25 protein-coding genes are annotated in these 24,936 nt (G+C 71.2%); 9 read left to right on the forward strand and 16 right to left on the reverse strand.

Annotated features, from left to right (window positions below):
* The first annotated feature begins 109 nt into the window (after positions 1–109).
* A complete protein-coding gene (locus ACS04_RS07175) occupies positions 110–667 on the forward strand; it encodes a GNAT family N-acetyltransferase (RefSeq protein WP_048475688.1) in 558 nt (185 codons plus the stop codon).
* Positions 668–676: 9 nt separating this feature from the next.
* Here ACS04_RS07175 and ACS04_RS07180 read toward each other — a convergent pair whose 3' ends face one another.
* The 6 genes from ACS04_RS07180 to ACS04_RS07205 all read right to left on the reverse strand — a co-directional run bounded on the left by ACS04_RS07180 (position 677) and on the right by ACS04_RS07205 (position 7,737).
* A complete protein-coding gene (locus ACS04_RS07180; RefSeq protein WP_048475689.1) occupies positions 677–2,218 on the reverse strand; it encodes a P-loop NTPase family protein in 1,542 nt (513 codons plus the stop codon).
* On the reverse strand, positions 2,219–3,637 hold the full coding sequence (locus ACS04_RS07185; protein ID WP_048475690.1) for an ATP-binding protein: 1,419 nt from the start codon (positions 3,635–3,637) through the stop codon (positions 2,219–2,221).
* 19 nt (positions 3,638–3,656) lie between these two features.
* Entirely contained in the window at positions 3,657–5,219 is a 1,563-nt protein-coding gene (locus tag ACS04_RS07190) for an SCO6880 family protein (protein WP_048475691.1), read from the reverse strand.
* Positions 5,216–6,520 carry a hypothetical protein gene (locus ACS04_RS07195; RefSeq protein WP_048475692.1) on the reverse strand — a complete coding sequence of 435 codons (1,305 nt, stop codon included), beginning with the start codon at positions 6,518–6,520 and terminating at the stop codon, positions 5,216–5,218. Before ACS04_RS07195 ends, ACS04_RS07190 begins: the two co-directional genes overlap by 4 nt.
* Positions 6,510–7,349, reverse strand: a complete 840-nt coding sequence (locus ACS04_RS07200) for a hypothetical protein (RefSeq protein ID WP_048475693.1) — start codon at positions 7,347–7,349, stop codon at positions 6,510–6,512. The genes ACS04_RS07195 and ACS04_RS07200 overlap by 11 nt, the downstream gene beginning before the upstream one ends.
* A 79-nt stretch (positions 7,350–7,428) precedes the next feature.
* A complete protein-coding gene (locus ACS04_RS07205) occupies positions 7,429–7,737 on the reverse strand; it encodes a hypothetical protein (RefSeq protein WP_008742356.1) in 309 nt (102 codons plus the stop codon).
* A gap of 404 nt (positions 7,738–8,141) precedes the next feature.
* On the opposite strand from ACS04_RS07205, the gene ACS04_RS07210 reads away from it, so the two are divergent.
* Positions 8,142–8,834, forward strand: a complete 693-nt coding sequence (locus tag ACS04_RS07210; protein ID WP_048475694.1) for a collagen-like protein — start codon at positions 8,142–8,144, stop codon at positions 8,832–8,834.
* A gap of 30 nt (positions 8,835–8,864) precedes the next feature.
* On the opposite strand, the gene ACS04_RS07215 is transcribed toward ACS04_RS07210, so the two are convergent.
* Positions 8,865–9,683, reverse strand: a complete 819-nt coding sequence (locus ACS04_RS07215; protein WP_048475695.1) for a pentapeptide repeat-containing protein — start codon at positions 9,681–9,683, stop codon at positions 8,865–8,867.
* A 68-nt stretch (positions 9,684–9,751) separates the two neighbouring features.
* Here ACS04_RS07215 and ACS04_RS07220 point away from each other — a divergent pair, with 68 nt between their 5' ends.
* The 3 genes from ACS04_RS07220 to ACS04_RS07230 all read left to right on the forward strand — a co-directional run bounded on the left by ACS04_RS07220 (position 9,752) and on the right by ACS04_RS07230 (position 12,824).
* On the forward strand, positions 9,752–10,546 hold the full coding sequence (locus ACS04_RS07220; protein WP_048475696.1) for a thioesterase family protein: 795 nt from the start codon (positions 9,752–9,754) through the stop codon (positions 10,544–10,546).
* Positions 10,547–10,882: 336 nt separating this feature from the next.
* Positions 10,883–11,890, forward strand: coding sequence for a C40 family peptidase (locus ACS04_RS07225; protein WP_048475697.1), 1,008 nt, complete (start codon positions 10,883–10,885; stop codon positions 11,888–11,890).
* Positions 11,891–12,107: 217 nt separating this feature from the next.
* Entirely contained in the window at positions 12,108–12,824 is a 717-nt protein-coding gene (locus ACS04_RS07230; protein WP_048475698.1) for a phosphatase PAP2 family protein, read from the forward strand.
* 37 nt (positions 12,825–12,861) lie between these two features.
* Here the strand turns inward: ACS04_RS07230 and ACS04_RS07235 are convergent, their stop codons facing one another.
* Both ACS04_RS07235 and ACS04_RS38110 read right to left on the reverse strand, forming a co-directional pair.
* Entirely contained in the window at positions 12,862–13,095 is a 234-nt protein-coding gene (locus ACS04_RS07235) for a hypothetical protein (RefSeq protein WP_048475699.1), read from the reverse strand.
* Positions 13,096–13,207: 112 nt separating this feature from the next.
* On the reverse strand, positions 13,208–13,381 hold the full coding sequence (locus tag ACS04_RS38110; RefSeq protein ID WP_158977197.1) for a hypothetical protein: 174 nt from the start codon (positions 13,379–13,381) through the stop codon (positions 13,208–13,210).
* 177 nt (positions 13,382–13,558) lie between these two features.
* Between ACS04_RS38110 and ACS04_RS07240 the strand changes: the two genes are divergently transcribed.
* Together ACS04_RS07240 and ACS04_RS38590 are read left to right on the forward strand one after the other, a co-directional pair.
* On the forward strand, positions 13,559–14,392 hold the full coding sequence (locus ACS04_RS07240; RefSeq protein ID WP_048475700.1) for an SCO4651 family lipoprotein: 834 nt from the start codon (positions 13,559–13,561) through the stop codon (positions 14,390–14,392).
* A gap of 141 nt (positions 14,393–14,533) precedes the next feature.
* Positions 14,534–14,686: a hypothetical protein gene (locus ACS04_RS38590; protein WP_167352574.1), complete on the forward strand. Its 153-nt coding sequence runs from the start codon at positions 14,534–14,536 to the stop codon at positions 14,684–14,686.
* Positions 14,687–14,797: 111 nt separating this feature from the next.
* On the opposite strand, the gene ACS04_RS07245 is transcribed toward ACS04_RS38590, so the two are convergent.
* Positions 14,798–15,196, reverse strand: coding sequence for a metal-sensing transcriptional repressor (locus ACS04_RS07245; RefSeq protein ID WP_078864513.1), 399 nt, complete (start codon positions 15,194–15,196; stop codon positions 14,798–14,800).
* Positions 15,197–15,358: 162 nt separating this feature from the next.
* Between ACS04_RS07245 and ACS04_RS07250 the strand changes: the two genes are divergently transcribed.
* Complete coding sequence (locus ACS04_RS07250) at positions 15,359–15,979, forward strand: DUF47 domain-containing protein (protein WP_030858724.1); 621 nt, start codon at positions 15,359–15,361, stop codon at positions 15,977–15,979.
* Positions 15,980–15,984: 5 nt separating this feature from the next.
* Positions 15,985–16,986: an inorganic phosphate transporter gene (locus ACS04_RS07255; protein ID WP_048475701.1), complete on the forward strand. Its 1,002-nt coding sequence runs from the start codon at positions 15,985–15,987 to the stop codon at positions 16,984–16,986.
* 144 nt (positions 16,987–17,130) lie between these two features.
* On the opposite strand, the gene pstB is transcribed toward ACS04_RS07255, so the two are convergent.
* The 6 genes from pstB to ACS04_RS07285 form a co-directional block, all read right to left on the reverse strand.
* A complete protein-coding gene (gene pstB, locus ACS04_RS07260) occupies positions 17,131–17,907 on the reverse strand; it encodes a phosphate ABC transporter ATP-binding protein PstB (RefSeq protein WP_048475702.1) in 777 nt (258 codons plus the stop codon).
* Between the two features lie 29 nt (positions 17,908–17,936).
* Positions 17,937–19,019 (reverse strand): phosphate ABC transporter permease PstA, encoded by a 1,083-nt coding sequence (gene pstA, locus ACS04_RS07265; RefSeq protein ID WP_048475703.1) that lies wholly within the window; start codon positions 19,017–19,019, stop codon positions 17,937–17,939.
* A complete protein-coding gene (gene pstC, locus ACS04_RS07270; RefSeq protein ID WP_048475704.1) occupies positions 19,019–20,008 on the reverse strand; it encodes a phosphate ABC transporter permease subunit PstC in 990 nt (329 codons plus the stop codon). Before pstC ends, pstA begins: the two co-directional genes overlap by 1 nt.
* Before the next feature lie 128 nt (positions 20,009–20,136).
* Positions 20,137–21,273 (reverse strand): phosphate ABC transporter substrate-binding protein PstS, encoded by a 1,137-nt coding sequence (pstS, locus tag ACS04_RS07275; protein ID WP_048475705.1) that lies wholly within the window; start codon positions 21,271–21,273, stop codon positions 20,137–20,139.
* Positions 21,274–21,599: 326 nt separating this feature from the next.
* Positions 21,600–22,583 (reverse strand): CHAD domain-containing protein, encoded by a 984-nt coding sequence (locus tag ACS04_RS07280; RefSeq protein WP_048475706.1) that lies wholly within the window; start codon positions 22,581–22,583, stop codon positions 21,600–21,602.
* The gene (locus ACS04_RS07285; RefSeq protein WP_048475707.1) at positions 22,564–24,858 is read right to left on the reverse strand and encodes an RNA degradosome polyphosphate kinase; all 2,295 of its coding nucleotides are present in this window, start codon (positions 24,856–24,858) and stop codon (positions 22,564–22,566) included. The genes ACS04_RS07280 and ACS04_RS07285 overlap by 20 nt, the downstream gene beginning before the upstream one ends.
* Between the last annotated feature and the right edge of the window lie 78 nt (positions 24,859–24,936).

Below are 24,936 nucleotides of genomic sequence, written 5' to 3' on the forward strand. Positions count from 1 at the left end.
GGGAGAGTAGGACGCCGCCGAACAATCATTGTGAAAAGCCCCGTACCGGGTATCCGGTACGGGGCTTTTTGCGTTTACGGGCACGCCGGCCTGTGGTTGGATCCCGGCTATGGATGATCAGTACGTGATGCGTGCGGTACGGGCGGACGAGTGGGAGAAGGTCAAGGAGCTGCGGATCGCCGCGCTCAAGGACCCGGCTGCACCGGTGGCCTTTCTCGAGACCCTGGACCAGGCCGAGTCCAGGACGGACGAGTTCTGGCAGGACCGGGCCAAGAGGGCTTCGCACGGACGGAATGCGCGGCAGTTCGTGGCCGAGGCGCCCGACGGGGAGTGGGTCGGGTCGGTGACCGTGCTCGTCGAGGAAGGCGGGATCCCCGACTTCTTCGAGTGGGTCGTCGAGCAGACCCAGGGGCACCTGGTGGGTGTGTTCGTACGTCCCGAACAGCGCGGGACCGGGCTGACCGAGCGGCTCTTCGCCGCCGCGCTGGAGTGGGCCTGGTCGCTGGAGGGGCCGGCGCTGGAACGCGTACGGCTCTTCGTGCACGAGGACAACCCGCGGGCCGCGGCCTTCTACCAGCGGTTCGGATTCCGGGCGAGCGGGCACGTCGTACCGGTGCCGGCGGACCCGGCGTCCAAGGAGTTCGAGTACGTACTGCCCCGCCCGTAGGTACGCCGATCAGCCCTGGATCGCGGCGGCCTCCGGCCAGCGGGCGCGGGCCTGCTCGCGGCTGCGGCACAGGGCGAGCAGGGGGAGGGAGCCCTCCTGGAGCAGCTCCGGGAGCTGGGGGATCGGGGCCACGGCCGCGACGTCCTCCAGGACCAGGGTCAGTGGTGGGTCGAGCCGACCGTGGGATGACCGTGCGGCCATGCGGCGGCCGTGCTCGACCACGCTCGCGGCGAGTGCGGTGAGCAACGGCATCGCACCCGGGTGGGTACGGGGGTCTTCCAGCGATTCGCCCACCAGATAGAGGGTTCCCCCTTCGGCGACGAACGATGCCAAGGTCAGTGCATCTGTTCGGTTCGGATTGCAGGCCTCGCGGATGTGGATCGACGTGAGGCAGGAGAGGGCACGGGCCGTCAGGTGCTGAGCCTGCTCGCGGCGTTCGGGGTGGGCGGTGAGGGCGCTCTCCAGCTCGCCGGCGGCGCCCGGGGCGGCCTGGGGGTGGGTGCGGAGGATGCGTACCGGGTCCTGGGCGCTGTTGCCCTGGGCCCACCGGTGCAACTGCTTGAACGGGCGGCCGTCGAGGGCCGCGGCCTGCAGCCAGCTCCGCAGGAGCGTTTCCGCCGTATCGGCGATGGCCGCGTCCATACGGGCCTGGGGCCGTACGGGGGCCAGCAGTGCGATCGCGCGGGCCGCGGCGGTGTCGCGGTCGGCGCAGGCGTCGGCCGGGTTCCAGTGCATGCGGGCCGGGGTGTCGCACAGGTGCGAGGGGTCGTAGAGGAGGACCGGGCCGAGTTTGGCGCGGGCGTCCTTCGTCTCCGCCCACAGGGCCGGGGAGGAGGTGACGACCAGGGCCGCGCCCTCCGCTGCCGCCAGGGTCTGGAGGGCGGGGGCGTGGCGCTCGGCCGGACTGCCATAGACCATGCGGCCGTGGACGCCGCCGACGTCGGGGGCTGGGCCCCCGGGCCGGCTCCCGGAGCCGTACGCCCGCGCGGGCGCGGGTACGGCGGGCGGTGCGGCCGCCGGGTGGGGCAGCGGAACCGGGGCGGGCGGCGGCGCGGTGGGGCGCGGCGGACCGGCCGGGGGCGGGATCGGGACCGAAGAGGGCGCCGGGACGGGGGCCGGCGCCGCAGCCGGCGCCGTTGCCGCTGCCGCGGCCCACGCCGGGTTCGGCGCCGGGGGAGCCGGGGCCGCGTCGGCCGGCTTCCTGCGGCGGGACCTCGTACGGGCGATGACGCCCATGACGAAGACCGTCAGGACGAACAGGATCAGGAGCTGGCTGACGAAGAGGCCCCAGAAGAGCCCCCAGCCCGAAAGGGCCTGGGGGTCGGTGTCCGGCCAGGCTCCCGGGACGTCGTGGGGTTGGGTGATCAGGGCGCGGACCGCCCCCGGGGTGTGGGTGAACGTCACCGTGGACGGCCAGGCGCCCTTCGAGAAGAGCGCGGCCAGGCCCGTCGACGTCCAGACGAGGGCCGCCAGGCCCAGGAGGAAGGCGAGGAGGGCGATCAGGAGGGCGTCCGGGATGCCGCCCTGTTCCTTTCCGTTGCGTTCTTGCACTTACGCCACCGTGGTCGCCGAGCCCGGGCCGCCGTTGCGGTGGCGTTCCATCAGGAGGGCTCTTTCCTCAGCCTCCAGCTCGGCCGCCAGCAGGTCGTCGGGGAGCTGGGACGGGGACGAGGACTCCGTCATGGCGCGGTCCGTGTAGACCAGGGGGCGCTCCGCCTCCGTGATCAGGTGTTTGACGACCTGGACGTTGCCGTTGACGTCCCAGACCGCGATGCCGGGGGTGAGGGTCGGGATGATCTCCACGGCCCAGCGGGGCAGGCCCAGTACCCGGCCCGTGGCTCTGGCCTCGTCCGCCTTCTGGGCGTAGATCGTGCGGGTCGAGGCCATCTTGAGGATGGCCGCGGCCTCGCGGGCGGCCGCGCCGTCGACCACGTCGGAGAGGTGGTGGACGACGGCCACGAAGGACAGGCCGAGGCGGCGGCCGAACTTCAGGAGGCGCTGGAACAGCTGTGCCACGAAGGGGCTGTTGATGATGTGCCAGGCCTCTTCGACCAGGAAGATGCGCTTCTTGCGGTCCGGGCGGATCCAGGTGTGCTCCAGCCAGACGCCGACGATCGCCATCAGGATCGGCATCGCGATCGAGTTGCGGTCGATGTGCGAGAGGTCGAAGACGATGAGGGGGGCGTCGAGGTCGATGCCCACCGTCGTGGGGCCGTCGAACATGCCGCGGAGGTCGCCGTCGACCAGGCGGTCGAGTACGAGGGCCACGTCGAGGCCCCAGGCCCGTACGTCGTCTATGTCGACGTTCATGGCTTCCGCGGATTCGGCCTCCGGGTGGCGGAGCTGTTCCACGATGTCCGTGAGGACCGGCTGGCGGTCGCGGATCGTGTCGACGACGTAGGCGTGCGCGACCTTGAGGGCGAAGCCGGAGCGTTCGTCGAGGCCGTGGCCCATGGCGACTTCGATGATGGTCCGGAGCAGGGCGAGCTGGCCGGTCGTGGTGATCGCCGGGTCGAGGGGGTTGAGGCGGATCCCGTCGTCGTTGGCGGCGATGGGGTCCAGGCGGATGGGGGTTATCCCCAGCTGCTGGGCGATGAGGTTCCACTCGCCGACGCCGTCCTCGCCTTGGGCGTCGAGGACGACGACCTGGCGGTCGCGGAAGCGGAGCTGGCGCAGGACGTAGGTCTTCTCCAGCGCCGACTTGCCGTTGCCGGACTCGCCGAGGACCAGCCAGTGCGGGGCCGGCAGCTGCTGGCCGTACAGCTGGAAGGGGTCGTAGATGTAGCCCTTGCCGCTGTAGACCTCGCGGCCGATGATGACGCCGGAGTCGCCGAGTCCGGGGGCGGCGGTGGGCAGGTAGACGGCCTGGGCCTGCCCGGTGGAGGTGCGTACGGGCAGGCGCGTGGTCTCGACCTTGCCGAACAGGAAGCTGGTGAAGGCGTCCGTCAGAGCGGACATGGGATCTCGCATGGGCGGCACTTCCCTCCCGCTAGCGACGGATGCCGGTGGCGAACGGCAACGTGTTGACGAAGGCGCGGTGGTGCTCGCGGTCGCACCACTCCAGCTTCAGGTAGGACTTGCCCGCCGAGGCGCGGATGGTGCGCTTGTCGCGGGCGAGGGCCTCCGGGGATCGGGAGGACACCGTGATGTACCCGACCAGGTTGACTCCCGCGGCACCGCTGGCGAGATCTTCACCCCTCTGGTCGAGCCGGCCGTGGGCGGCGATGTCGCGGGGGTCGACGGTGCGGTTCATCTTGGCGGCGCGGCTGGCGTCGGCCTCGTCGTTGGTCTTCTCGGTGAGCATGCGCTCGATGGCCACCTCGGTGGGCTCCAGATCCATGGTGACGGCGACGGTGCGGATCACGTCGGGGGTGTGGACGAGGAGGGGCGCGAGGAAGTTGACGCCGACCGGGGTCATCGGCCATTCCTTCACCCAGGCCGTGGCGTGGCACCAGGGGGCGCGGGTGGAGGACTCGCGGGTCTTGGCCTGGAGGAAGGTGGGCTCGACCGCGTCGAGTTCGGCGGGCCAGGCGTTGCGCTTGGTCATGGCCTGGATGTGGTCGATGGGGTGGTCCGGGTCGTACATGGAGTGCACGAGGGAGGCGAGGCGGCCCTGGCCGAGGGGCTGGCGGACGCGGATGTCGGCTTCGGCGAGGCGGGCGCAGATGTCGGTGAGCTCGCGGGCCATGACGATGGCGAGGCCGGCGTCGCGGTCGAGCTTGCGGCCCTTGTGCGGGGTGCCGGCGCGGGCGATGGTGTGGGCCTCGCCGGCGAGTTCGCGCGTGTAGTGCATGCAGGCGACGAGGTACGCGCGGTGCTGCTCGGAGGAGGTGGAGACCATCGACTGGAGCTGGTCGTACGAGTCGCGCAGCCAGACGGGGGCCTTGGTGTCGCCGCGCTGAGCGACGTCCTTGGCGTGTGCGTCCGGGTCGGCGGGGAGCGTACGGGCGAGCATCTGGAGGCGGGTGACGAAGCCGTCGCCGTTGGCGACGTGCTTGAGGAGGGTGCCGAAGCGGTCGACGAGGGCTTCCTGGTCCTCGCTGTCGCGCAGGCCGACGCCGGGGCCCTCGATCTCGATGGCGGCGGTGACGGTCCGGCGGTCGGCGTGCAGGAGTACGGCGATCTCGTCGGGGCCGAAGGGGGCGGCGAGCCAGTTGATCCGGCCGATTCCGGGGGGTGGGCCGACCTCGACCTCGCGGCCGTCGGCGGCGCGGACGCCGGCTTCCATGGCGGAGGAGCGGTACGTCGTGCCGCGGCGCAGGGTGCGCTTGTAGCTGCGGTTGATCTCGAACCACTTGTAGAAGGTGCGGCCCTTGTACGGGACGTACACGGCGGCCAGCGCGAGCATGGGGAACCCGGCGAGGCTGACGATGCGCAGGGTGAGGGCGGGGACGAGCAGGCCGCTCATCATGCCGAGGAACGCGCCGACGATGATCAGGGCGATCTCGCCGCTTTCGCGGTTCTTGCCGACGATCGCGTTCGGCCGGGCCCGGCCGATGAGATACGTGCGGCGGGGCGCGACCGGGTGCAGCTGGTGGGACTGGGTCGTCAACGCCCGTCACCTCCTGTGTTCCTCGTACTCGATCCGGAGCGGGGCGCGGGTGCGGCGGAGGGGACGGATCCGCCGCCGGAGGTGGGGCGGCTGCTGTGGGCGGCCACGCCTCCGGAGAGGGGGTTGGCGGGGCGGGGGGCGCTGGAGCCGCCGCCGTCACCGCCGCGGTGGGCGCCGCGGCTGCTGTGGGTCTTGATGCCCTGGGATACGAGTGAGGCCGGGGAGCTGATGACGGCGGCGGCCTGGGCGCCGTCGGTGGCCTTGCTGCGGTTCGAGCGGGCGGAGGCGATCTCGTCGCCGAAGCCGGGGACGAAGCGGTAGATCATCGCGGAGGCGAAGATCGCCAGGAGGATGATCGCGAGGCCGGAGACGACGGCGGAGAAGGCGTTCGGGCCCTTTTCTCCGGCGAGGGCGCCGGCGAGGCCGAGGACGATGACGATGACCGGCTTCACGAGGATGACGGCGATCATGATGCCGGCCCAGCGGCGGACGTGGCCCCAGAGGTTGCGGTCGACGAGTCCGGCGTAGACGACGACGCCGAGGAGGGCGCCGACGTAGAGGAGGGCGGCCCGGACGAAGAGTTCGAGGAAGAGGACGCCGGCGGCGAGGACGGTGACGAGGGAGACGACGATCAGCATGATCGGGCCGCCGCCGATGGAGTCGCCCTTCTTGAGGGCCTCGATGAAGGAGCCGAAGAAGACGTCGGTCTGGCCGCCGCTCGCCGAGGCGATGACCTCTGTGACGCCGTCGGTGGCGGAGACGACGGTGTAGAGGATCAGGGGGGTGAAGGCGGAGGCGAGGACGGTGAGCCAGAGGAAGCCGACGGCTTCGGAGATGGCGGTGGTGAGGGGGACGCCGCGGATGGCGCGCTTGGCGACGGCGAAGAGCCAGAGGACCAGCGTGAGGATGGTGGAGGCGGCGAAGACGACGGCGTACTGCTTGAGGAAGGCGCCGTTGGTGAAGTCGACGTTGGCCGTGCCCTTGATCGCCTTGCTGAGCTCGGTGACGATCCAGGCGGCGGCGTCGGCGCAGCCCTTGGCCAGGGAGGCGAGGGGGTTGAGGGCGTCGGTGGGGTCGCTGGGTGCCAGGCCCGTGCGGGGGGCGCCTGCGGCGCCGCTGCCGCGCTCGCAGTAGTCCCGGGCCGGCCCTGCGATCAGTGCGCACGGGTCGTTGCTGGCGCTGGGTGTGGGAGTCGGCGACGGGTCGGCGGTCGCGCGGGCGGCGAGGAGGATGACGGCGGCCTGCGCCGCGGCTGCGGTGACGCCGATGAGGCGCAGCGAGGGCCTGCGGCTAGCGGGCATAGGTGAACCCTCCGAATTCGGTGACGGCCTTGCCGATTTCGTCGGAGGTGGACACGGGATTGTCGCCGGTGACCGGGGTGGGTCCGGTCTTCTGGGCGGTCTCCAGGACCTTCCAGTCGGACCCGTTCCACTTGAGGTTGAGCGAGATGGTGAACCAGCCGTTGGTCACGGGCCGGGTGGACTTCTCGCCGGTCAGCCCGAACATCCCGATGCACCACACGTCCACTGAGGCGGCTTCGCCCGCGAAGTTCTTGATCTTGGAGCCCACCGGGACGGTCCGGCTGACGAACGTGGAGCCCGTGGGGGCGGCGCCGTCCTTGCTCAGACCGATCTGTGACAGCAGGCCGGCCGAGTAGTCGGCGTCGAACCCTGCTTGGAGTTTGGCCCGCGTGCTGTCGTCCGCGAGGGCGTCGACGATGGTGTGTCTGCGCGCGGCGTTGAACATGCCGTCAGAGCCCAGTGTGACGGCGTAGTTCGAGGCGGCCGACTGTGCTCCTTGTTCGTTCTGCGCGAAGCCGGCGGGGATGGTGCCGTTTTTGCCGTCCACCGGGCGGGTGCCCGTGGCCGTCGTCGAGGCGGGGGAGGGCGGGGTGTCCGCCGACGGGGGGGTCGGGGTGTCTCCCGACCGGTTGGCGAAGGCGATCGCCGCCATCAGGAGGACCACCACGCCGACCACCGTCACCAGGCTGCGCGAGGCGCGCGGGGTGCGGCGGGGGGTGCCGTACGGGTCCGACGGGGAGTCGGGGAGGCGGGTGCGGGTCTGGCCCGTGCCGCCGATGTCGCCGTAGCCGCCGCCGGCGCCACCGCCGTACTGGTCCTCGGTGCTCATCTCGTTTCCGCCCCCTCTGCTTCGTACGACGGTGGTGTGGTGGTTCCTCATCAGGTCGGGTGGCCGGTGGGCGGCCCGGCTAGACGGCCATTCCGTAGACGATGGTGAAGAGGGTGCCGAGGGAGCCGATGATGAACACGCCGGTCAGGCCGGCGACGATCAGGCCCTTGCCCTGTTCCGCGCTGAAGGTGTCGCGCAGTGCGGTGGCGCCGATGCGCTGCTTGGCCGCGCCCCAGATGGCGATGCCGAGGCAGAGGAGGATCGCGACGGCCATGACCACCTCGATCATGACCTTCGCTTCGTTGCCGAGACTGCCGAACGGCCCCCAGTTCGGGGCGATTCCGCCGATGATGGTGGTGATGTCGCCCTTTTCGGCTGCCAGGATCATGTAACTCACCGCCCCTGTATGGGTAGTTCCGCTGGCCCGTGCCCGACGGCAGGGGTCACGTACTATCTTCGCTGATGAAACCGCCGTCGTACGTCGACTTGACGGCTCTCTTTACCCGATCTCCCGCGCTTTGACCCGTCTGTGCGCTCTGACCTGGGCGGGGGCGGCGGGTGTGCGGGAGAACATATGGTCACTCTGTGTATCACGGTGGGTGACCCCGGGCAATGATTGCCCTCTCGGCTTGCGGGGGGCCGCTCGGGTGGCCGCCGTTCGGCGCAGTCTGCGGGCGTGTCGTTGGGCCGAGTCGCTGACGTTGGTCCGACATTCCGTCAGTCGTTCCATGTTTCCGCCGAGTTGCGGGAGATGCTCCTGGCCGTCTGTTCGGACGATGCGAGGAGTGACGGATGGGTTCCGCAGTGAAGGTCGGTAGGCGCGCGTGGCTCGCCGGTGGGTTCGCGGTTCCGCTGGCGATCGCGCTGGTGGGCGCTTCGGTGCCGGCGATGGCGGCGCAGGGGGCGGGCGGCGCGGTCGCGCCGGGCTGGAGCAGCAGCAAGTGCCCGGAGCCGGATGCGAGGACGCTGCCGGCCAAGGCTCCCGGGAAGGCGGCGAAGGCCGCCAAGGCCAAGAAGGCGGCCAAGCCCGCCAACTCGTGCTCCGGTCAGAAGGGCGACCGCGGCCCGCAGGGGCCCAAGGGTGACCGGGGCCCGAAGGGTGACCGCGGGCCGCAGGGACCGAAGGGTGACCGGGGTCCGAAGGGTGACCGGGGTCCGAACGGCGCGCACGGGCCGTGCGAGGACATCGACACGGCGCTGGGGCTGAGCGACACGGAGTTCAGTGTCGTGCTGCACCGGGGCCGGACCACGCTGGGTGTGCGGGAGACGGCGCCGATCGGCTCGTACACCTGGAAGGACCTCACGACGCAGCTGAACCCGGGGCACCCGAGGAACGCGTGCGGGGTGTCGATCGACGCGGTGGGCTTCACGGTGTACGTGAAGGTGCTGACGACCACGGGTGACGTGTTCGAGAACCAGTGCACGTACACCCCGGCGGCCGTGCTGACCTGTCCGTCGGGCTGGACGGCCATCATCAGGCCGTGAGTCGGGGCCGGCGCCGCTGTCGGCGCCGGGTCACGCGGCCCAGTGGGCGGGGCGGACCAAGGTCGGGGGGATCTTGGTCGCCGCGTCGCCCCGGGCCGCGTGCAGCTGGGGCTGGGTCAGGAACAGGGCTCCGCGCAGGTCCGCTCCGCGCAGGTCGGCGTCGCGGAAGTCGGCGCCGATCAGGTCCGCGAGGCGCAGGTCCGCGCCGCTGAGGTCGGCGGCGATCAGGTAGGCGCCGCGGAAGTTGGCGCCGCGCAGGTCCGCGCCGGTGAGGCGGGCGCCCATGAGGTCGGCGCCGCGGTGGTTCTTCTTGCGGGCCGGGGCCTTGGCGCGGGCCAGTTCGCTCGCCCGCAGCAGGAGCGTGTTGACGCGTCCGCGCAGGGCTGGGACGTCCAGGCCGGTCAGGGCGTCCGCTTCGGCCGCGGTCCAGCGCGCGGTCTCGGCCTGGGCGCGGCGCAGGTCCGCGTGGACCGGGGCGGCGGCGGGGAGGGTGAGTGCCTCGGCGACGTAGAAGAGCAGCTCGTGCAGTTGCCGCATCACCGGGAAGACCTCGTACATCGCGGCGGCGGTGTCGGGGTGGGTGCGCCAGTCGCGGCCGCCGAAGGTCGTCTGGGAGACCTGCTGGCCCGCGCCGAAGCAGTCGAAGACGGTGCAGCCCTGGAAGCCCGTGTCGCGCAGCCGGGTGTGGATGCCGCAGCGGAAGTCCTGCCGGAGGTTCTTGCAGGGGGTTCCGGCCGCCTTGTTCACGGCGAAGTCGCCGGACTTGGCGAAGGGCAGGGCGACGCAGCAGAGCGCGAAGCAGTTCGCGCAGTCTGCCTGCAGGACGGGGAGGGCGGGGGTGGCGGACACCCCTCCATTGTGACCGGTCGTGGGCGTGGGTCTGGCGGGGCGGGTTACCTGTCGGTAGCGTTCCGGGCATGGCGATCTCCGAGGCGTTCTACGAGCGGGTCGATGCCGGGCGGTTCCTGGCCACCGAGTACACGCGCGGCCCCTGGGACCCGGGCTCGCAGCACGCCGGTCCGCCGGCCGCGCTGCTGGGGCGGGCGGTGGAGGAGCGGGAGGGTGCCCGCTGCGACATGCGGATCGCGAGGATCACGTACGAGATCCTGCGGCCCGTGCCGATCGGCCCGCTGGAGGTCACCACCTCGGTGCTCCGGGCCGGGCGCAGCACCGAGGTGGTCGAGGCGGCCCTCGCCCCGGCCGGGGGCGCGGCGGTGATGCTGGCGCGGGCGCTGCGGATCCGGGTGGCGGAGGAGGCCGTGCCGGGCGTGGCGCCGGCGCCGCGGCTGCCGCCGCCGGGGGAGGTGGGGCCGACGCCGTTCTTCCCGGTGCCGTGGGAGAGGGGCTACCACTCGGCGATGGAGACGCGGTTCACCGAGGGCGCGTTCATGGCGCTGGGGCCGGGGACGTGCTGGATGCGGATGAAGGTGGCGCTCGTCGCCGGGGAGGAGACCAGGCCCCTGGACCGGGTGCTGGTCGCCGCCGATTCGGGCAACGGGATCAGTTCGGTGATGGACTTCGGCCGGTACGTGTTCGTCAACAGCGACCTGAGCGTGCACCTGCACCGCCACCCGGCGGGCGAGTGGGCCTGCGTGGAGGCCCGTACGAGCGTGGACGCGGCCGGGATCGGGCTGGCGGACGCCCGGCTGCACGACGAGAAGGGGCCCATCGGGCGCAGCGCGCAGAGCCTGTTCGTCGCCCCGCGCTCTTGACCTCCCCGCGCTCCTGACCTTCCCGCGCCCCTGGCCTTCCCGCGCTCTTGACCTTCCCGCGCTCCTGACCTTCCCGCGCCCCTGACCTCCCGCGCTGCCGGCGCCCCGCCGGTCCGCTCCCGGCGGTTCCGGCGGCGGGGTGCGCCCCGGTGTGCCCCCGGTCGGCGTCCGGGGGGACTGGACGCCGGTCTTCTGCCGCGCCGAGGATGGGCCTGCGACGTACGCGGGCGTTCACTTCCCTCGGCTTCCAAGTGGCGTAGTGGACGGGCCGACACGAGCGAATCGCACGTGAAAGCGACGGGGATGGGGGAGTGTTGACGGGTGCGCAGATTCTGGATGGCAGGCGGGATCGGGATCGGGCTCTGTCTGAGCTTCCTCGTGCTGATCGTGGTCGGTACGTACTCGGCCGCGGCGGGCCTCGCCGGAGCCGGGGCGGGGGGCCGTGCGCTCGGGCTGGCGAAGGGGGCCGTGCCGGCGAAGTACCAGAACCTGGTGCAGAAGTGGGGCACGCTGTGCCCGGCGATGACCCCGGCGCTGCTCGCCGCGCAGCTGTACTCGGAGAGCGGCTGGAACCCGAATGCCGTCAGCCCGGCCGACGCCCGCGGCATCGCGCAGTTCATCCCCGGCACCTGGGCCGGACACGGCATCGACGGGGACGGTGACGGCGACCGCGACATCTGGGACCCCAACGACGCGATCCCCTCGGCGGCTTCGTACGACTGCGAGCTGGCCAAGGACGTGGCGGGGGTGCCCGGGGACGCGACGGGGAACATGCTCGCGGCGTACAACGCGGGGGCGTACGCGGTCATCAAGTACGGCGGGGTGCCCCCGTACCAGGAGACCCAGGGGTACGTGAAGGCCATCACGACCCTCGCGAAGAGCTTCGAGCGGCCCGTCGGGCGGGTGGCGCCCTCGCAGCAGGCGGCCGGGGCGATCTACTTCGCGCAGAAGCAGTTGGGGACCCCGTACCTGTGGGGCGGGAACGGAACGCCGGACCAGGACGGGCGGTTCGACTGCTCGGGGCTGACGAAGGCGGCGTACGAGTCGGTGGGGATCGAGTTGCCGCGCGTGGCCAACGACCAGTACAACGCCGGTCCGCACCCCTCGCGCAACGAACTGCTGCCCGGAGACCTGGTGTTCTTCTCCGATGATCTGACGAACTCGCGGGCGATCCACCACGTCGGCCTCTACGTGGGCGGCGGATACATGATCAACGCCCCGTACACCGGCGCCGTGATCCGGTTCGACAAGATCGACTCCCCGGACTACTTCGGTGCGACGCGTGTCACCAAGGACGGGGCCGCGGCCCTGCCGGACCGGAGCGCCGACGCCAAGTCCTCCTGACCGCGGCGGCCTTGCCCACGCTGCGTCAACCCCTGGCCCTGAGCTGCGACGACGAGTCTCTCTTCGATAACGTTGCCGTGATCATTCGGTGGAGAGTGGAACGTGGTGTTCAGAACGGGCGTTCCATGGACGCAGGCTTGATCACCGGGGGGGTTCAGGGGCGCACACCGGCGTGCGCCCGAGGGGAACCGAGCAAGGGCTAAGGGGCTGCATCGCCATGGCTGGACTCACGACCGGTGGGCCGAACGTGGACGTAAGCCTGCTGTACGACATCAACGGACTGGCGCGGCACGCGCCGGCCGGAGTCGACCGGGCCGTCGCCCTCGTGGGTTCGTACGGGATCCCGCTGGCCCTGGTGCTCCTCCTGCTGTGGTGCTGGCACGGAACGCGCCGACAGGACGAGGCCAGGGCCGCCGAGGCGTTCGCCGCGCTCGTGTGGGCCCCGCTCGCCGCCGGGCTCGTCCTCCTCGTGAACGTCCCGCTGCGCGCGTTCGTCGCCCGGCCGAGGCCCTCCGCCGCGCACAGCGGCCTGGACGTCCTCGCCTCCTCCTCGGGCTCCGGCGACTTCTCCTTCGTCAGCGGCCACGCCGGCCTCGCGATGGCGCTCGGCGTCGGCCTGTTCATCGCGAACCGCAGGCTCGGGCTCATCGGGATCGGGCTGGCCCTCGCCGAGGGGTTCTCCCGGGTGTACCTCGGTGTCCACTACCCCACCGACGTCATCGGCGGGTTCGCACTGGGCACCGCCGTCGTCCTGCTCGCCGCCCCGCTCGCGATGGCGCTGCTGACCCCGTTGGTGCGGGCGCTGGGCCGCTCCCCGCGCGCGGGCCGGCTGGTCCGCGCCAAGCGGCGCGCCCTGCCCCGCCCGGTGGACCTCGCGCAGCCGCAGACCCCGCCGCCGGGCTGCCGCCCGCACGAGAGCGACCTCGCGGCGTAGGACCGGGTCCGCCCGGGACGGCGCAGGACCGCGCGGGTCACGGGTCGTCGCCCTCCCTGCCCCGCCCCGGCGGATCCTCCTCGCGCCGGTAGCGGGAGCGCAGCCACAGACCGGTGGCGACGGCCGCGACGGTGGTCGCCCCGATGGCCAGGGCCACGTCGGCCGGCCCGTCCGCCGAACCCGTCGGGCGGGCCGAGGCCGCGGCGGCGGGCGTGAGCGTGAGGAGCAGGGCCCAGAGGAGGGCGGCGGCACGGGGCGCGGGTCCTGGCATGGGTCCAGGGCATCCGCTCCCGGGTGCTCCGGCCAGCCGGGCCGTCCGAACGGGCGACGCGCCGGGGGTCCGGGCCTGCGGGCCTGCGGGTTCCGCCCCAGACCCCCGGGACTCAGGTCGAGGTGTGCCGGTCCGCGTCCCTGCGGGCCAGATCGCGGGAGCGGCGGGCCGGGCCCCTCCAGCCGCAGGTGCACGAGGCGAGGCAGAAGGCCCCGCGCTCGGCGGTGGTCGTGATGTGGCCGGTGGGTCCGGTGGGTGGCCGCTCCGTGGGACGGGCGTGCGGCACGACGTCAAGCGGAGGGACGAGCGACGCTTTGCTGTGCGAATCCACACCACCACGGTACCCGGACCGGGCGGCGCCCCGGGACGGCGGCGGCCCGTGACGGGAAACCCCGGACCTCGTTAACCGGAGCGGGTGGGGGCCTCGGGCAAGCAGCGGTCATGCGTTGGGGGTTGGCAGGCGATGGTGGTGCACCAGCACAGGCGGCGGCGCGGGCGTGCGGGCGGGGCGGTGCTCGCCCTGGGCATCGCCGCGGCCCTGGCCGCGATGAGCGGGTGCGCGGGCGAGGGCCGGGCCGACGCCCGTCCCCCCGCCGACCCGGCCGCGACCGTACGGGGAGCCGCCGACCGGCTGGCCGCGACCGGCAGCGCGCAGGCCCGTACGGCGATGGAGATGGCCACCGGCGGGACCCGGGTCACGATCCGCGGCGAAGGCGGGGTCGACTTCAAGAGCCGGATGGGCCAGCTCCTGGTGATGCTCCCGGCCGACGCGGCCGGCAAGGACGAGCACCGTCCCATCACCGAACTCCTCGTCCCAGGCGCCCTGTACATGAAGAACCGGGGCGCGGGCGTGCCCGACGACAAGTGGGTACGGGTCGACACCGCGAGCCTGGCCGACGGGAACCTGGTCACGGGCGGGGCCACCGATCCACTGGCGGCGGCCGAACTGCTGCGCGGCGTACGGGAGGCGACGTACGTGGGCGAGACCGAGGTGGCGGGCACCAAGGTGCGGCACTACCGCGGGACCACCGACATCGGCGAGGCCGCGAAGAAGGCCTCGCCGGCGGTGAAGGGGGCACTGGAGGCGGCGGCGAAAGGGTTCAGCAAGGACGCGGTCCCGTTCGACGTCTACCTCGACGAGCAGGGGCGGCTGCGGAAGGTCCGGCACCGCTTCAGCTACGTGAACAATGGCGTGATCGATGTCTCCTCGACCACGCTGCTCTACGGGTTCGGGACGCCGGTGAAGGTCGTATTGCCCGCAAGCGGGGACATTTTCGCCGGGAAGATCGCGGAGTAACCGGCCGGGCGGTGCCGGGGCGGCGCCATCGGGCCATGGCCCGGTATCCGGAAATGGTCCATCCGTGTCATGCGCACAGCGCCCCGCCCTCCCTACGCTGAGACGGCCCCTGACCGATGACGGCAGATCGAGGTGACACGCGTGACTCCCGCGGGCGGTTCGACGGTGCAGGACCACGTGGCTCTCGCCGAGATCGAGCTGTGCGGCGAGCTGATCATCGCGGCGTCCGCGGCGGACGAGGAGCGGCTCAGCCAGGACCGGATCGACGAGGTCCTGATGGGTCTCGGGTTGTAGCCGCAGCCGCAGCCGCAAGCGCAAGCGCAACCGCAGCCGAAGCCGTTGAGGCCGTCGCAGCCGGTGCGCTCGCCCAAGCCGGTGCGGGGGCCGCGGAGCCCGCGTACCGGGTCAGGTGCGCAGCAGGCGCGCGATCGCCTTCGTCGCTTCCTCGACCTTGGCGTCGATCTCGTCCCCGCCCTTGACGGCCGCGTCGGCCACGCAGTGCCGCAGGTGCTCTTCGAGCAGCTGGAGCGCGAAGGACTGGAGGGCCTTCGTGCTCGCCGAGACCTGGGTGAGTATGTCGATGCAGTAGACGTCCTCGTCGACGAGGCGCTGCAGACCGCGGATCTGGCCCTCGATCCGGCGCAGCCGCTTGAGGTGCTCGTCCTTCTGGTGGTGGTAGCCGTGTACCGCGCCGGTACCGGTGGCGGTCGCCGTACCGGTGGTGACGTCGGCTCCGGAGCCCTCCGCCTCGATGGCAGTCATGCGTCCTCCCGTGGTCCGGATCGAGGGGTACATACCCCTCATGGGTATAGGGTACTGGGCCCCGGACGGAGCGGTGGGGGCCCGTGGTCCCCACTCTGCCTGATGGAGGACACTGGGTAATCGCCCGGAACCGCCGGTTAGCCCTGGCCGGGGGTTGCGCCTAGCATCAGCCTGACCGAATCCAATGCACCCCGAGGACCTCACGTGCGATTTCGTCTGACCCCCAGGGAGACGAGCTTCTACGACATGTTCGCCGCATCCGCGGACAACATCGTCACGGGCTCGAAGCTCCTGATGGAACTGCTCGGAGCGGACTCCTCCGCCCGGGCCGAGATCGCGGAGCGGATGCGGGCAGCCGAGCACGCGGGGGACGACGCCACCCACGCGATCTTCCACCAGCTGAACTCCTCCTTCATCACGCCGTTCGACCGCGAGGACATCTACAACCTGGCCTCGTCGCTCGACGACATCATGGACTTCATGGAGGAGGCCGTCGACCTGGTCGTCCTGTACCAGGTGGAAGAGCTCCCCAAGGGTGTCGAGCAGCAGATCGAGGTGCTGGCGCGCGCGGCGGAGCTGACCGCCGAGGCCATGCCGCACCTGCGGACGATGGACAACCTGACCGAGTACTGGATCGAGGTCAACCGCCTCGAGAACCAGGCCGACCAGATCCACCGCAAGCTGCTCGCGACGCTCTTCAACGGCAAGTACGACGCCATCGAGGTGCTGAAGCTCAAGCAGATCGTCGACGTGCTCGAAGAGGCGGCCGACGCGTTCGAGCACGTCGCGAACACGGTGGAGACCATCGCGGTCAAGGAGTCCTGAACCTCGTGGACACCTTCGCTCTGATCGTGACCATCGGTGTCGCGCTCGGTTTCACGTACACCAACGGTTTCCACGACTCGGCGAACGCGATCGCGACCTCGGTCTCGACCCGCGCGCTGACCCCGCGCGCCGCCCTCGCGATGGCCGCGGTGATGAACCTCGCCGGTGCCTTCCTGGGCAGCGGGGTCGCCAAGACGGTCAGTGAGGGCCTGATCGAGACGCCCCAGGGCAACCGGGGCATGTGGATCCTCTTCGCGGCGCTGGTCGGCGCGATCGTCTGGAACCTGATCACCTGGTACTTCGGTCTTCCGTCCTCCTCCTCGCACGCGCTGTTCGGCGGCATGGTCGGCGCGGCGCTGGCCGGCGGCACGGAGGTCATCTGGTCGGGGGTGGTCGACAAGGTCGTCATCCCGATGTTCCTCTCGCCGCTCGTCGGCCTGGTCGTCGGCTACCTGGTGATGGTCGCCATCCTGTGGATGTTCCGCCGGGCCAACCCGCACAAGGCCAAGCGCGGCTTCCGTATCGCGCAGACCGTCTCGGCGGCCGGCATGGCCCTCGGCCACGGCCTCCAGGACGCGCAGAAGACGATGGGCATCGTGATGATGGCCCTCGTCATCGCCGACGTGCAGACGGCGGGCGCCGAGATCCCGGTGTGGGTCAAGCTCGTCTGCGCCGTGATGCTCTCGCTGGGTACGTACGCGGGCGGCTGGCGCATCATGCGGACCCTCGGCCGCAAGATCATCGAGCTGGACCCGCCGCAGGGCTTCGCCGCCGAGACCACCGGCGCCTCGATCATGTTCGGTTCGGCGTTCCTGTTCCACGCGCCGATCTCCACCACCCACGTGATCACCTCGGCCATCATGGGCGTGGGCGCGACCAAGCGGGTCAACGCGGTCCGCTGGGGCGTGGCCAAGAACATCGTGATGGGCTGGTTCATCACCATGCCGGCCGCGGCCCTGGTCGCCGCGCTGAGCTTCTGGATCGTGGACCTGGCCTTCGTCGGCTAGGCCGTCTCGTCTCCCGGCCCCGGCCGGGAGACGAAAGCGGGCCGGCTCCCCCCACCCAGGGGGAGCCGGCCCTTTTCTTTCGCCTTGCGGTGGCACCGCCATGCAGCACCGCAGGACGTTGTTCACATCCGCAGGGGCTTCGGCCTAGCCGAAGCGGCCCGAGATGTAGTCCTCGGTCGCCTGGACGGACGGGTTCGAGAAGATCCGGTCCGTGTCGTCGATCTCGACGAGCTTGCCGGGCCGGCCGACCGCCGAGAGGTTGAAGAAGGCGGTGCGGTCGGAGACGCGGGCGGCCTGCTGCATGTTGTGCGTCACGATGACGATCGTGAAGCGCTCCTTCAGCTCGCCGATCAGGTCCTCGATCGCGAGGGTGGAGATCGGGTCCAGGGCGGAGCAGGGCTCGTCCATCAGCAGGACCTCCGGCTCGACCGCGATGGCGCGGGCGATGCACAGACGCTGCTGCTGGCCGCCGGAGAGGCCGGAGCCCGGCTTGTTCAGACGGTCCTTGACCTCGTTCCAGAGGTTGGCCCCCTTCAGGGACCGCTCCACGATCTCGGCGAGCTCCGACTTCTTGAAGCTGCCGTTCAGGCGCAGGCCCGCCGCCACGTTGTCGAAGATCGACATGGTGGGGAAGGGGTTGGGGCGCTGGAAGACCATGCCGACCGTGCGGCGGACCGCGACCGGGTCGACGCCGGCGCCGTACAGGTTCTCGTCGTCCAGGAGCACCTTGCCCTCGACGCGGCCGCCGGGGGTGACCTCGTGCATGCGGTTCAGGGTGCGCAGGAAGGTGGACTTGCCGCAGCCGGACGGGCCGATGAAGGCGGTCACGGAGCGCGGCTCGACGGTCATCGAGATGTCGTCGATGGCCTTGTGGGTGCCGTAGAAGGCGGACAGTCCGCTGACGTCGATTCGCTTGGCCATGAGGGGTCACTTCGCTTTCGGGGGTCGCGTCAGCGACCGGTCTTCGGGGCCTTCCAGCGGGCGATGCCGCGGGCCACCAGATTGAGGATCATGACGAAGGCGATCAGGACGAGCGCTGCGGCCCATGCCCGGTCGTAGGAGGCGTCACTGCCGACCTTGTACTGCTCCCAGATGTACAGCGGGAGCGAGGACTGGGCACCTTCGAAGGGGTTCGGGTTGATCAGCTGGGTACCGAAGACCAGCAGCATGATCGGCGCGGTCTCACCGGCGATGCGGGCGACGGCCAGCATGACGCCGGTCGCGATGCCGCCGATGGCGGTGGGGAGCACGACCTTGAGGATCACGCGCCACTTCGGCACACCGAGGGCGAGGGCGGCCTCGCGCAGCTCGTTCGGGACGAGCTTCAGCATCTCCTCGGTGGAGCGGACCACGACGGGCATCATCAGGATCGACAGGGCCATCGAGCCGGCGAAGCCGGAGGGGCCGAAGCCGAGCGCCAGGTTCCAGGTCGTCAGGATGAACAGGCCCGCGACGATGGACGGGATGCCGGTCATGACGTCGACGAAGAAGGTGACGGCCTTGGCCAGCCTGCCCTTGCCGTACTCGACGAGGTAGACGGCGGTCAGCAGACCGATGGGCGCCGCGATCGCGGTGGCCAGGGCGACCTGCTCGATGGTGCCGAGCAGCGCGTGGTAGACGCCGCCGCCCTGCTCGAAGCTGGTGACGCCGTTCATCGAGTGGCTGAGGAAGTCGCCGTCGAGGACCTTGACGCCGCGGCTGACCGTGGTCCAGATCAGCGAGAGCAGCGGGATGACCGCGAGGACGAAGCAGACCCACACGAGGGAGGTCGCGACGCGGTCCTTGGCCTGGCGGCCGTTCTCGACGATCGCGCTGGAGACGTACGTGATCGCGACGAACAGGATCGAGGCGATCAGGCCCCACTGGACCTTGCTGTGCAGGTCGGCGACGAGGCCGATGCCGCAGCCGAGGGCGATGGCGAGGACCGCGGTGCCGGCCGGGGCCCAGCGGGGGAGGCCGCCTCGGGTCAGGCGGGCGGGGGCGGCGGACTTCGGGGCCCGGGTGGGCCGCTGGTCCTGGAGTGCGTGGCTCATCAGGCGTTCGCCCCCGAGAAGTCCTTGCGGCGAGCGATGATCAGGCGGGCTGCGCCGTTGACCAGCAGGGTGAGCAGGAAGAGGACCAGACCGGAGGCGATCAGCGCGTCACGGCCGAACTCGTTGGCCTCGTCGAACTTGGCGGCGATGTTCTGCGCGAACGTGCCGCCGCCCGGGTCGAGGATGTGACCGTTGATCAGGAAGCTCGGGGAGAGGACGGTCGCGACGGCCATGGTCTCGCCGAGGGCGCGGCCGAGGCCGAGCATCGAGGCGGAGATGACGCCGGAGCGGCCGAAGGGCAGCACCGACATGCGGATGACCTCCCAGCGGGTCGCGCCGAGGGCCAGGGCGGCCTCCTCGTTCATGCGCGGGACCTGGAGGAAGACCTCGCGGCTGACGCTGGTCACGATCGGCAGGATCATGATCGCGAGCAGGATGCCGACGGTGAAGAGGGAGCGGGCGACGCCGGCCTGGGTCTTGTCGAAGACGTAGGTCCAGCCCATGTACTCGTCGAGCCAGAGGTTGAGGCCGGCGAGCTGCGGGACCAGGAAGAGCGCGCCCCAGATGCCGTAGATGATCGACGGCACGGCGGCCAGCAGGTCGACCACGTACGCGAGGGGCGCGGCCAGCTTGCGCGGCGCGTAGTGCGAGATGAAGAGGGCGATGCCGACGGCGATCGGAACCGCGATGGCCATCGCGATGATCGAGCTGATGACGGTGCCGAAGAGCAGGACGGCGATGCCGAAGACGGGCGGGGTGGCCGACGCGTTCCAGTCGAAGGTGGTGAGGAAGTTGCCCTCGTTCTTCGACAGGGCGATCGAGGCGCGGTAGGTGAGGAAGATGGCGATCGACGCCATGATCACCAGGAGCAGGATGCCGGATCCCTTGGAGAGCCCGGCGAAGATCTTGTCACCGGCGCGGCCGGTGGACCTTGCGCTCTTGGAGACAGGCGGAGCCTGGTCTATCTGGGTGGGTGTGGTGGAAGCCATGATCTTTCCGGTCTGGGTGGGGGGCCATGCCCCCTGGCGGCGGTGCACCGGATCCCCTGGGTGGAGGGGAGGGTCCCGGGGGCCGGGCAGTTCGGACGGGAACTGCCCGGCACCCGGGGCTTCAGCGATTAGGACAGCGAGTTGACGACTTCGCGGACCTTGGAGTTGATCTCGGCCGGGATCGGCGCGTAGCCGTTCTCGGAGAGGACCTTCTGGCCCGCGTCGGAGGCGGTGTAGTTCAGGAAGGACTTGACGGTGCCGAGCGTCTCGGGCTTGTTGCCCTTGTCGCAGACGACCTCGTAGGTCACCAGGACGATCGGGTACGCGCCCTCGGCCTTGGTGGTGTAGTCGAGCTTCAGCGCCAGGTCGGAGCCGGTGCCGGCGATCTTGGCGGCGGCGATGGCCTTGGAGGCGCTCTCGGAGGAGGCCTTGACCGGGGCGGCCGCGCCGGTGTTCACGTCGACCGTCTTGATGCCCTGGGCGCTGGCGTAGGAGAGCTCGAAGTAGCCGATCGAGCCGTCCACCTGCTTGACCTGGGTGGCGACACCCGCGGAACCGGAGGCGCCGAGGCCGCCCGGGGCCGGCCACTTCTTCGCGGCCTCATACGTCCAGGCCTCGGGAGCGGCGGCCTTGAGGTACTTGCCGAGGTTCTCGGTGGTGCCCGAGTCCTCGGAGCGGTGGAAGTGCTGGATGGCGGTGGAGGGGAGCGTGACGCCGGGGTTCAGCTTCTTGATCGCCTCGTCGTCCCACTTCTTGATCTTGTCGTTGAAGATGTTGGCGATCGTGGTGGCGTCCAGGTTCAGCTTGTCCACGCCGGCGACGTTGAAGCCGAGCGCGATCGGGCCGCCGACCATGGGCAGGTCGACGCCCTGGCCGCCGGTGCAGATCTTCTTCGACTCTTCGACGGCCTCGGGCTTCAGCGCCGAGTCCGAGCCGGCGAAACCGACGGTGCCCTGGTTGAAGGCGACGATGCCCTCACCGGAGGAGGAGGACTTGTAGTTGACCTCGACGCCGGGGCAGGCGGCCATGTAGTTCTTGACCCACAGGTCCACGGCGTTCTTCTGCGCGGAGGAGCCGGAGGCCAGGAGCTTGCCCTTGGCACCGTCGCACTTGATGTCGCCGGCGGCGGCCGAGGGCTTGCCGCTGGCGGTGCCGCCATCCTTCGTGTTGTTGTCCGAGCCGCACGCCGTGAGGACCAGGGCGCCGGACACGACAAGCGCCCCGAGGGCGGAGGCACGAAGCATGTTCTTGCGCTGAAGCTTCACTTTCGGGTGTTCCTTCCAGAAGCCGCCGGCCGCTTTCTGTATCGGGGCGGCGTGCGAAGAGGACTACGTCGGATCGCACGGCGTGTCGTTCGATCTGGTGGGTGACGCGCTCCGTGCACCACTGAAATTAGGCAGATCAGGTGAAGTGGCCGACCGGGCCGAGTGAACGGACGGTGAACCGTGGCGGACGGCCTGGTGTGGAAGGCCGGGTTTGCTCCGGAGTGTCATCCGCCGTTGTCCCTTCGTTACCGTTATGTGACCGGCTCTGGGTGGCCGGATCTTTTCGGTCTGGGGACCTCCGGGTCACGGAGCCGCGGAGCTCCGGGTCACGGAGCCGCGGCCGGCACCGGCTGCCACAGGTCCTGGAAGGTGAACCGGGCGGCCTCCACCTCGTGCCGCTGGTCGGCGTGGAGCACGCCGAGGGCGTACGCCGTCGCCGGGGCGATCCGCGGGGTCCGGGCCGCCGTCGCCGAGGCGGCCGCGGCCTCCGAGGCGTCGCGGTGGCGGTCCAGCGCCTCCCCGGCCGCCGCCAGCCGGGCCACGTCCTCGCCCAGGGCCTCCCGGGCGTAGCGGTGGACCCGCAGCAGCCGGCGCACCTCGTGCCAGGAGCCGTCGTGCTCGGCGTTGTACGGCTGGGACTCGCCGGCGTGCGGCAGCGCCGAGACGGCCGCCGCCAGCCGGGTGTGGGCCACGTCCGCCAGCGGGACCAGGACCTCGTCCACCCGCCCGCGGGCCGCGACCGGGTCCAGCGGCACCTCGGAGGCCAGTACGGCCACGGCGTCGGCGACCGCGTGGAAGCGGGAGGAGCCCAGCGCCTGGAGGGTCGCCGAGTGGGCGCGGGTGCGGGCCAGCGTCAGCTGCCGCTCCAGCAGGGCCCCGGCGCGCGCCGAACCCACCGTGAGCGCGCCCGCGGCGCCCCGGGGCGCGGGCACCTCCGGGGAGCCCGAGAGCCGGTGCAGCGCGTCCAGCAGCCGGGTCAGGCGGGCGGCGTACGCGTGCTCGTCCGCGAGGGTCGAGGACAGCCACACCAGCTCGGTGCGCAGCCCGTCGGCCCAGGAGGACTCGGTCACCCCCCGGAAGGTGGCCAGGGAGCAGCTGATGCGGCGCGCAGCCCCCCGCAGGCTGCGCGCCGCACCGCTGCTCTGCGCGGCGTCGGCCCCTCCCCCGGACTCCGGCCGGGGGGACCCCCACTCCTCGTGGAGGCGCAGCCCCCGCAGGAAGGCAGTGGCCTGGGCCCGCAGGTACGTGCCGAGCACGTCCCCCGCGGAGCCCTCTCCACGCGCTGTCAGGTCATGGTTTGGCAGAGCCACGCCGGCGCCTCCGGGCGTCTATGAGCATCTCCTGGACGTGCCGCAGCGGCTGGCCTTCGTGGTCCGTGCTGTGCCGGGTCCACTCGCCGTCCGGGCCCAGGTGCCAGGAGGAGGTGGTGTCGGACATGCCGGTCTCCAGCATCCGGTCCAGAGCCGCGCGGTGGGCCGGGTCGGCGACCCGGACCAGTGCCTCGATGCGGCGGTCGAGGTTGCGGTGCATCATGTCGGCGCTGCCGATCCACACCTCGGGCTCGCCGCCGTTGCCGAAGGCGAAGACCCGGGAGTGTTCCAGGAAGCGGCCGAGGATCGAGCGGACCCGGATGTTGTCCGAGAGCCCGGGGACCCCGGGGCGCACGGCGCAGATGCCGCGGACCCAGATGTCGACGGGCACTCCCGCCTGGGAGGCCCGGTAGAGCGAGTCGATGAGTGCCTCGTCGACGATCGAGTTCATCTTGAGGCGCACGTACGCGGGGCGGCCGGCCCGGTGGTGGGCGGCCTCCTTGTCGATCCGCGAGATCAGGCCGTCGCGCAGCGAGCGCGGGGCCACCAGCAGGCGGCGGTAGGTCTCGCGGCGCGAGTAGCCGGAGAGCCGGTTGAAGAGGTCGGAGAGGTCCGCGCCGACCTGCGGGTCGGCGGTGAGCAGGCCGAGGTCCTCGTAGAGGCGGGCGGTCTTGGGGTGGTAGTTGCCGGTGCCGACGTGGGAGTAGCGGCGCAGCGTGTCGCCCTCCTGGCGGACCACGAGCGACAGCTTGCAGTGGGTTTTGAGGCCCACCAGGCCGTACACGACGTGGCAGCCGGCCTCCTCCAGCTTGCGGGCCCATTTGATGTTGGCCTGCTCGTCGAAGCGGGCCTTGATCTCGACCAGGACGAGGACCTGCTTGCCGGATTCGGCGGCGTCGATCAGGGCGTCCACGATCGGGGAGTCACCGGAGGTCCGGTACAGGGTCTGCTTGATCGCGAGGACGTCCGGGTCGGCGGCGGCCTGTTCCAGGAACGCCTGCACCGAGGTGGAGAAGGAGTCGTACGGGTGGTGCAGCAGCACGTCGCGCTCGCGCAGCGCGGCGAAGATGTCGGGCGCGGACGCGGACTCGACCTCGGCGAGGTCGCGGTGGGTGCCGGCGACGAACTTGGGGTACTTCAGCTCGGGCCGGTCCAGGGAGGCGATGCCGAAGAGGCCGGTCAGGTCCAGCGGGCCGGGCAGCGGGTAGACCTCCGCGGCGGTGACGTTCAGCTCCTGCACGAGGAGGTCCAGGATGCCGGGGTCGATGGACTCCTCGACCTCCAGGCGCACCGGCGGGCCGAAGCGGCGCCGCATGAGCTCCTTCTCCAGGGCCTGGAGCAGGTTCTCCGCGTCGTCCTCCTCGACCTCCAGGTCCTCGTTGCGGGTCACCCGGAACATGTGGTGGTCGAGGACCTCCATGCCGGGGAAGAGCTCCTCCAGGTGCGCGGCTATGACGTCCTCGAGGGGGACGTAGCGCTGCGGGGAGGCCTCCAGGAAGCGCGAGAGCAGCGGCGGGACCTTGACGCGGGCGAAGTGGCGGTGGCCGCTGACCGGGTTGCGGACGACGACCGCGAGGTTCAGCGAGAGCCCGGAGATGTACGGGAACGGGTGCGCGGGGTCCACGGCCAGCGGGGTGAGCACCGGGAAGATCTGGTTGCGGAACAGCGTGAAGAGGCGGGCCTGCTCCTTCTCGGTGAGGTCCGGCCAGCGGATGAGGTGGATGCCCTCCTCGGCGAGCTGCGGGGAGATGTCCTGCTGGAAGCAGGCTGCGTGCCGGGCCATGAGCTCGCGCGAGCGGGTCCAGATCAGGTCCAGCACCTCACGGGGCTGGAGGCCTGAGGCCGAACGGGTGGCGACGCCCGTCGCGATGCGCCGCTTGAGGCCGGCGACGCGGACCATGAAGAACTCGTCGAGGTTGCTCGCGAAGATCGCCAGGAAGTTGGCGCGCTCCAGGAGCGGGGTCGCCGGGTCCTCGGCCAGCTCCAGGACGCGCTCGTTGAAGGCCAGCCAGCTGCGCTCGCGGTCGAGGAAGCGTCCCGGGGGGAGCTCGTCGCCGTCCTTGTCGTCGTAGCCGTCCAGGTCGGCGTCGATGTCGGGCGCGAGGCCGGGCTCCATGCCGGAGTGCGGGCGGTGCGCGGCTATGGAGCCGATCCGCGCGGGCTTGGCAGCCGGTCCGGGGGTGCCCGCGGAGGAGGCCGCGGGGGCTTCGGCGGACGTGGGGGACGGGTGCTGGGCGGGGACCTCGGCGGGGCCTGCGCTGGGCTGGGGGCTCATGACTCCATTGTTCCGCGCAGGGGGCGGGACAGGCGCGTCGGACGGGGTTCCCGTCGGTCGGAGTCGGGGCTGCATGCG

This window comes from Streptomyces roseus (assembly GCF_001044425.1).
GTDB lineage: Bacteria > Actinomycetota > Actinomycetes > Streptomycetales > Streptomycetaceae > Streptomyces > Streptomyces roseus.

Coding starts and splice junctions, on each gene's coding strand:
- ACS04_RS07175 (WP_048475688.1), top strand. CDS start 110: ATGGATGATCAGTACGTGATGCGTGCGGTACGGGCGGACGAGTGGGAG.
- ACS04_RS07185 (WP_048475690.1), bottom strand. CDS start 3,637: ATGCGAGATCCCATGTCCGCTCTGACGGACGCCTTCACCAGCTTCCTG.
- ACS04_RS07195 (WP_048475692.1), bottom strand. CDS start 6,520: ATGCCCGCTAGCCGCAGGCCCTCGCTGCGCCTCATCGGCGTCACCGCA.
- ACS04_RS07200 (WP_048475693.1), bottom strand. CDS start 7,349: ATGAGCACCGAGGACCAGTACGGCGGTGGCGCCGGCGGCGGCTACGGC.
- ACS04_RS07205 (WP_008742356.1), bottom strand. CDS start 7,737: ATGATCCTGGCAGCCGAAAAGGGCGACATCACCACCATCATCGGCGGA.
- ACS04_RS07210 (WP_048475694.1), top strand. CDS start 8,142: ATGGGTTCCGCAGTGAAGGTCGGTAGGCGCGCGTGGCTCGCCGGTGGG.
- ACS04_RS07220 (WP_048475696.1), top strand. CDS start 9,752: ATGGCGATCTCCGAGGCGTTCTACGAGCGGGTCGATGCCGGGCGGTTC.
- ACS04_RS07225 (WP_048475697.1), top strand. CDS start 10,883: ATGGCAGGCGGGATCGGGATCGGGCTCTGTCTGAGCTTCCTCGTGCTG.
- ACS04_RS07230 (WP_048475698.1), top strand. CDS start 12,108: ATGGCTGGACTCACGACCGGTGGGCCGAACGTGGACGTAAGCCTGCTG.
- ACS04_RS07235 (WP_048475699.1), bottom strand. CDS start 13,095: ATGCCAGGACCCGCGCCCCGTGCCGCCGCCCTCCTCTGGGCCCTGCTC.
- ACS04_RS07240 (WP_048475700.1), top strand. CDS start 13,559: ATGGTGGTGCACCAGCACAGGCGGCGGCGCGGGCGTGCGGGCGGGGCG.
- ACS04_RS07245 (WP_078864513.1), bottom strand. CDS start 15,196: ATGAGGGGTATGTACCCCTCGATCCGGACCACGGGAGGACGCATGACT.
- pstB (WP_048475702.1), bottom strand. CDS start 17,907: ATGGCCAAGCGAATCGACGTCAGCGGACTGTCCGCCTTCTACGGCACC.
- pstA (WP_048475703.1), bottom strand. CDS start 19,019: ATGAGCCACGCACTCCAGGACCAGCGGCCCACCCGGGCCCCGAAGTCC.
- pstC (WP_048475704.1), bottom strand. CDS start 20,008: ATGGCTTCCACCACACCCACCCAGATAGACCAGGCTCCGCCTGTCTCC.
- ACS04_RS07285 (WP_048475707.1), bottom strand. CDS start 24,858: ATGAGCCCCCAGCCCAGCGCAGGCCCCGCCGAGGTCCCCGCCCAGCAC.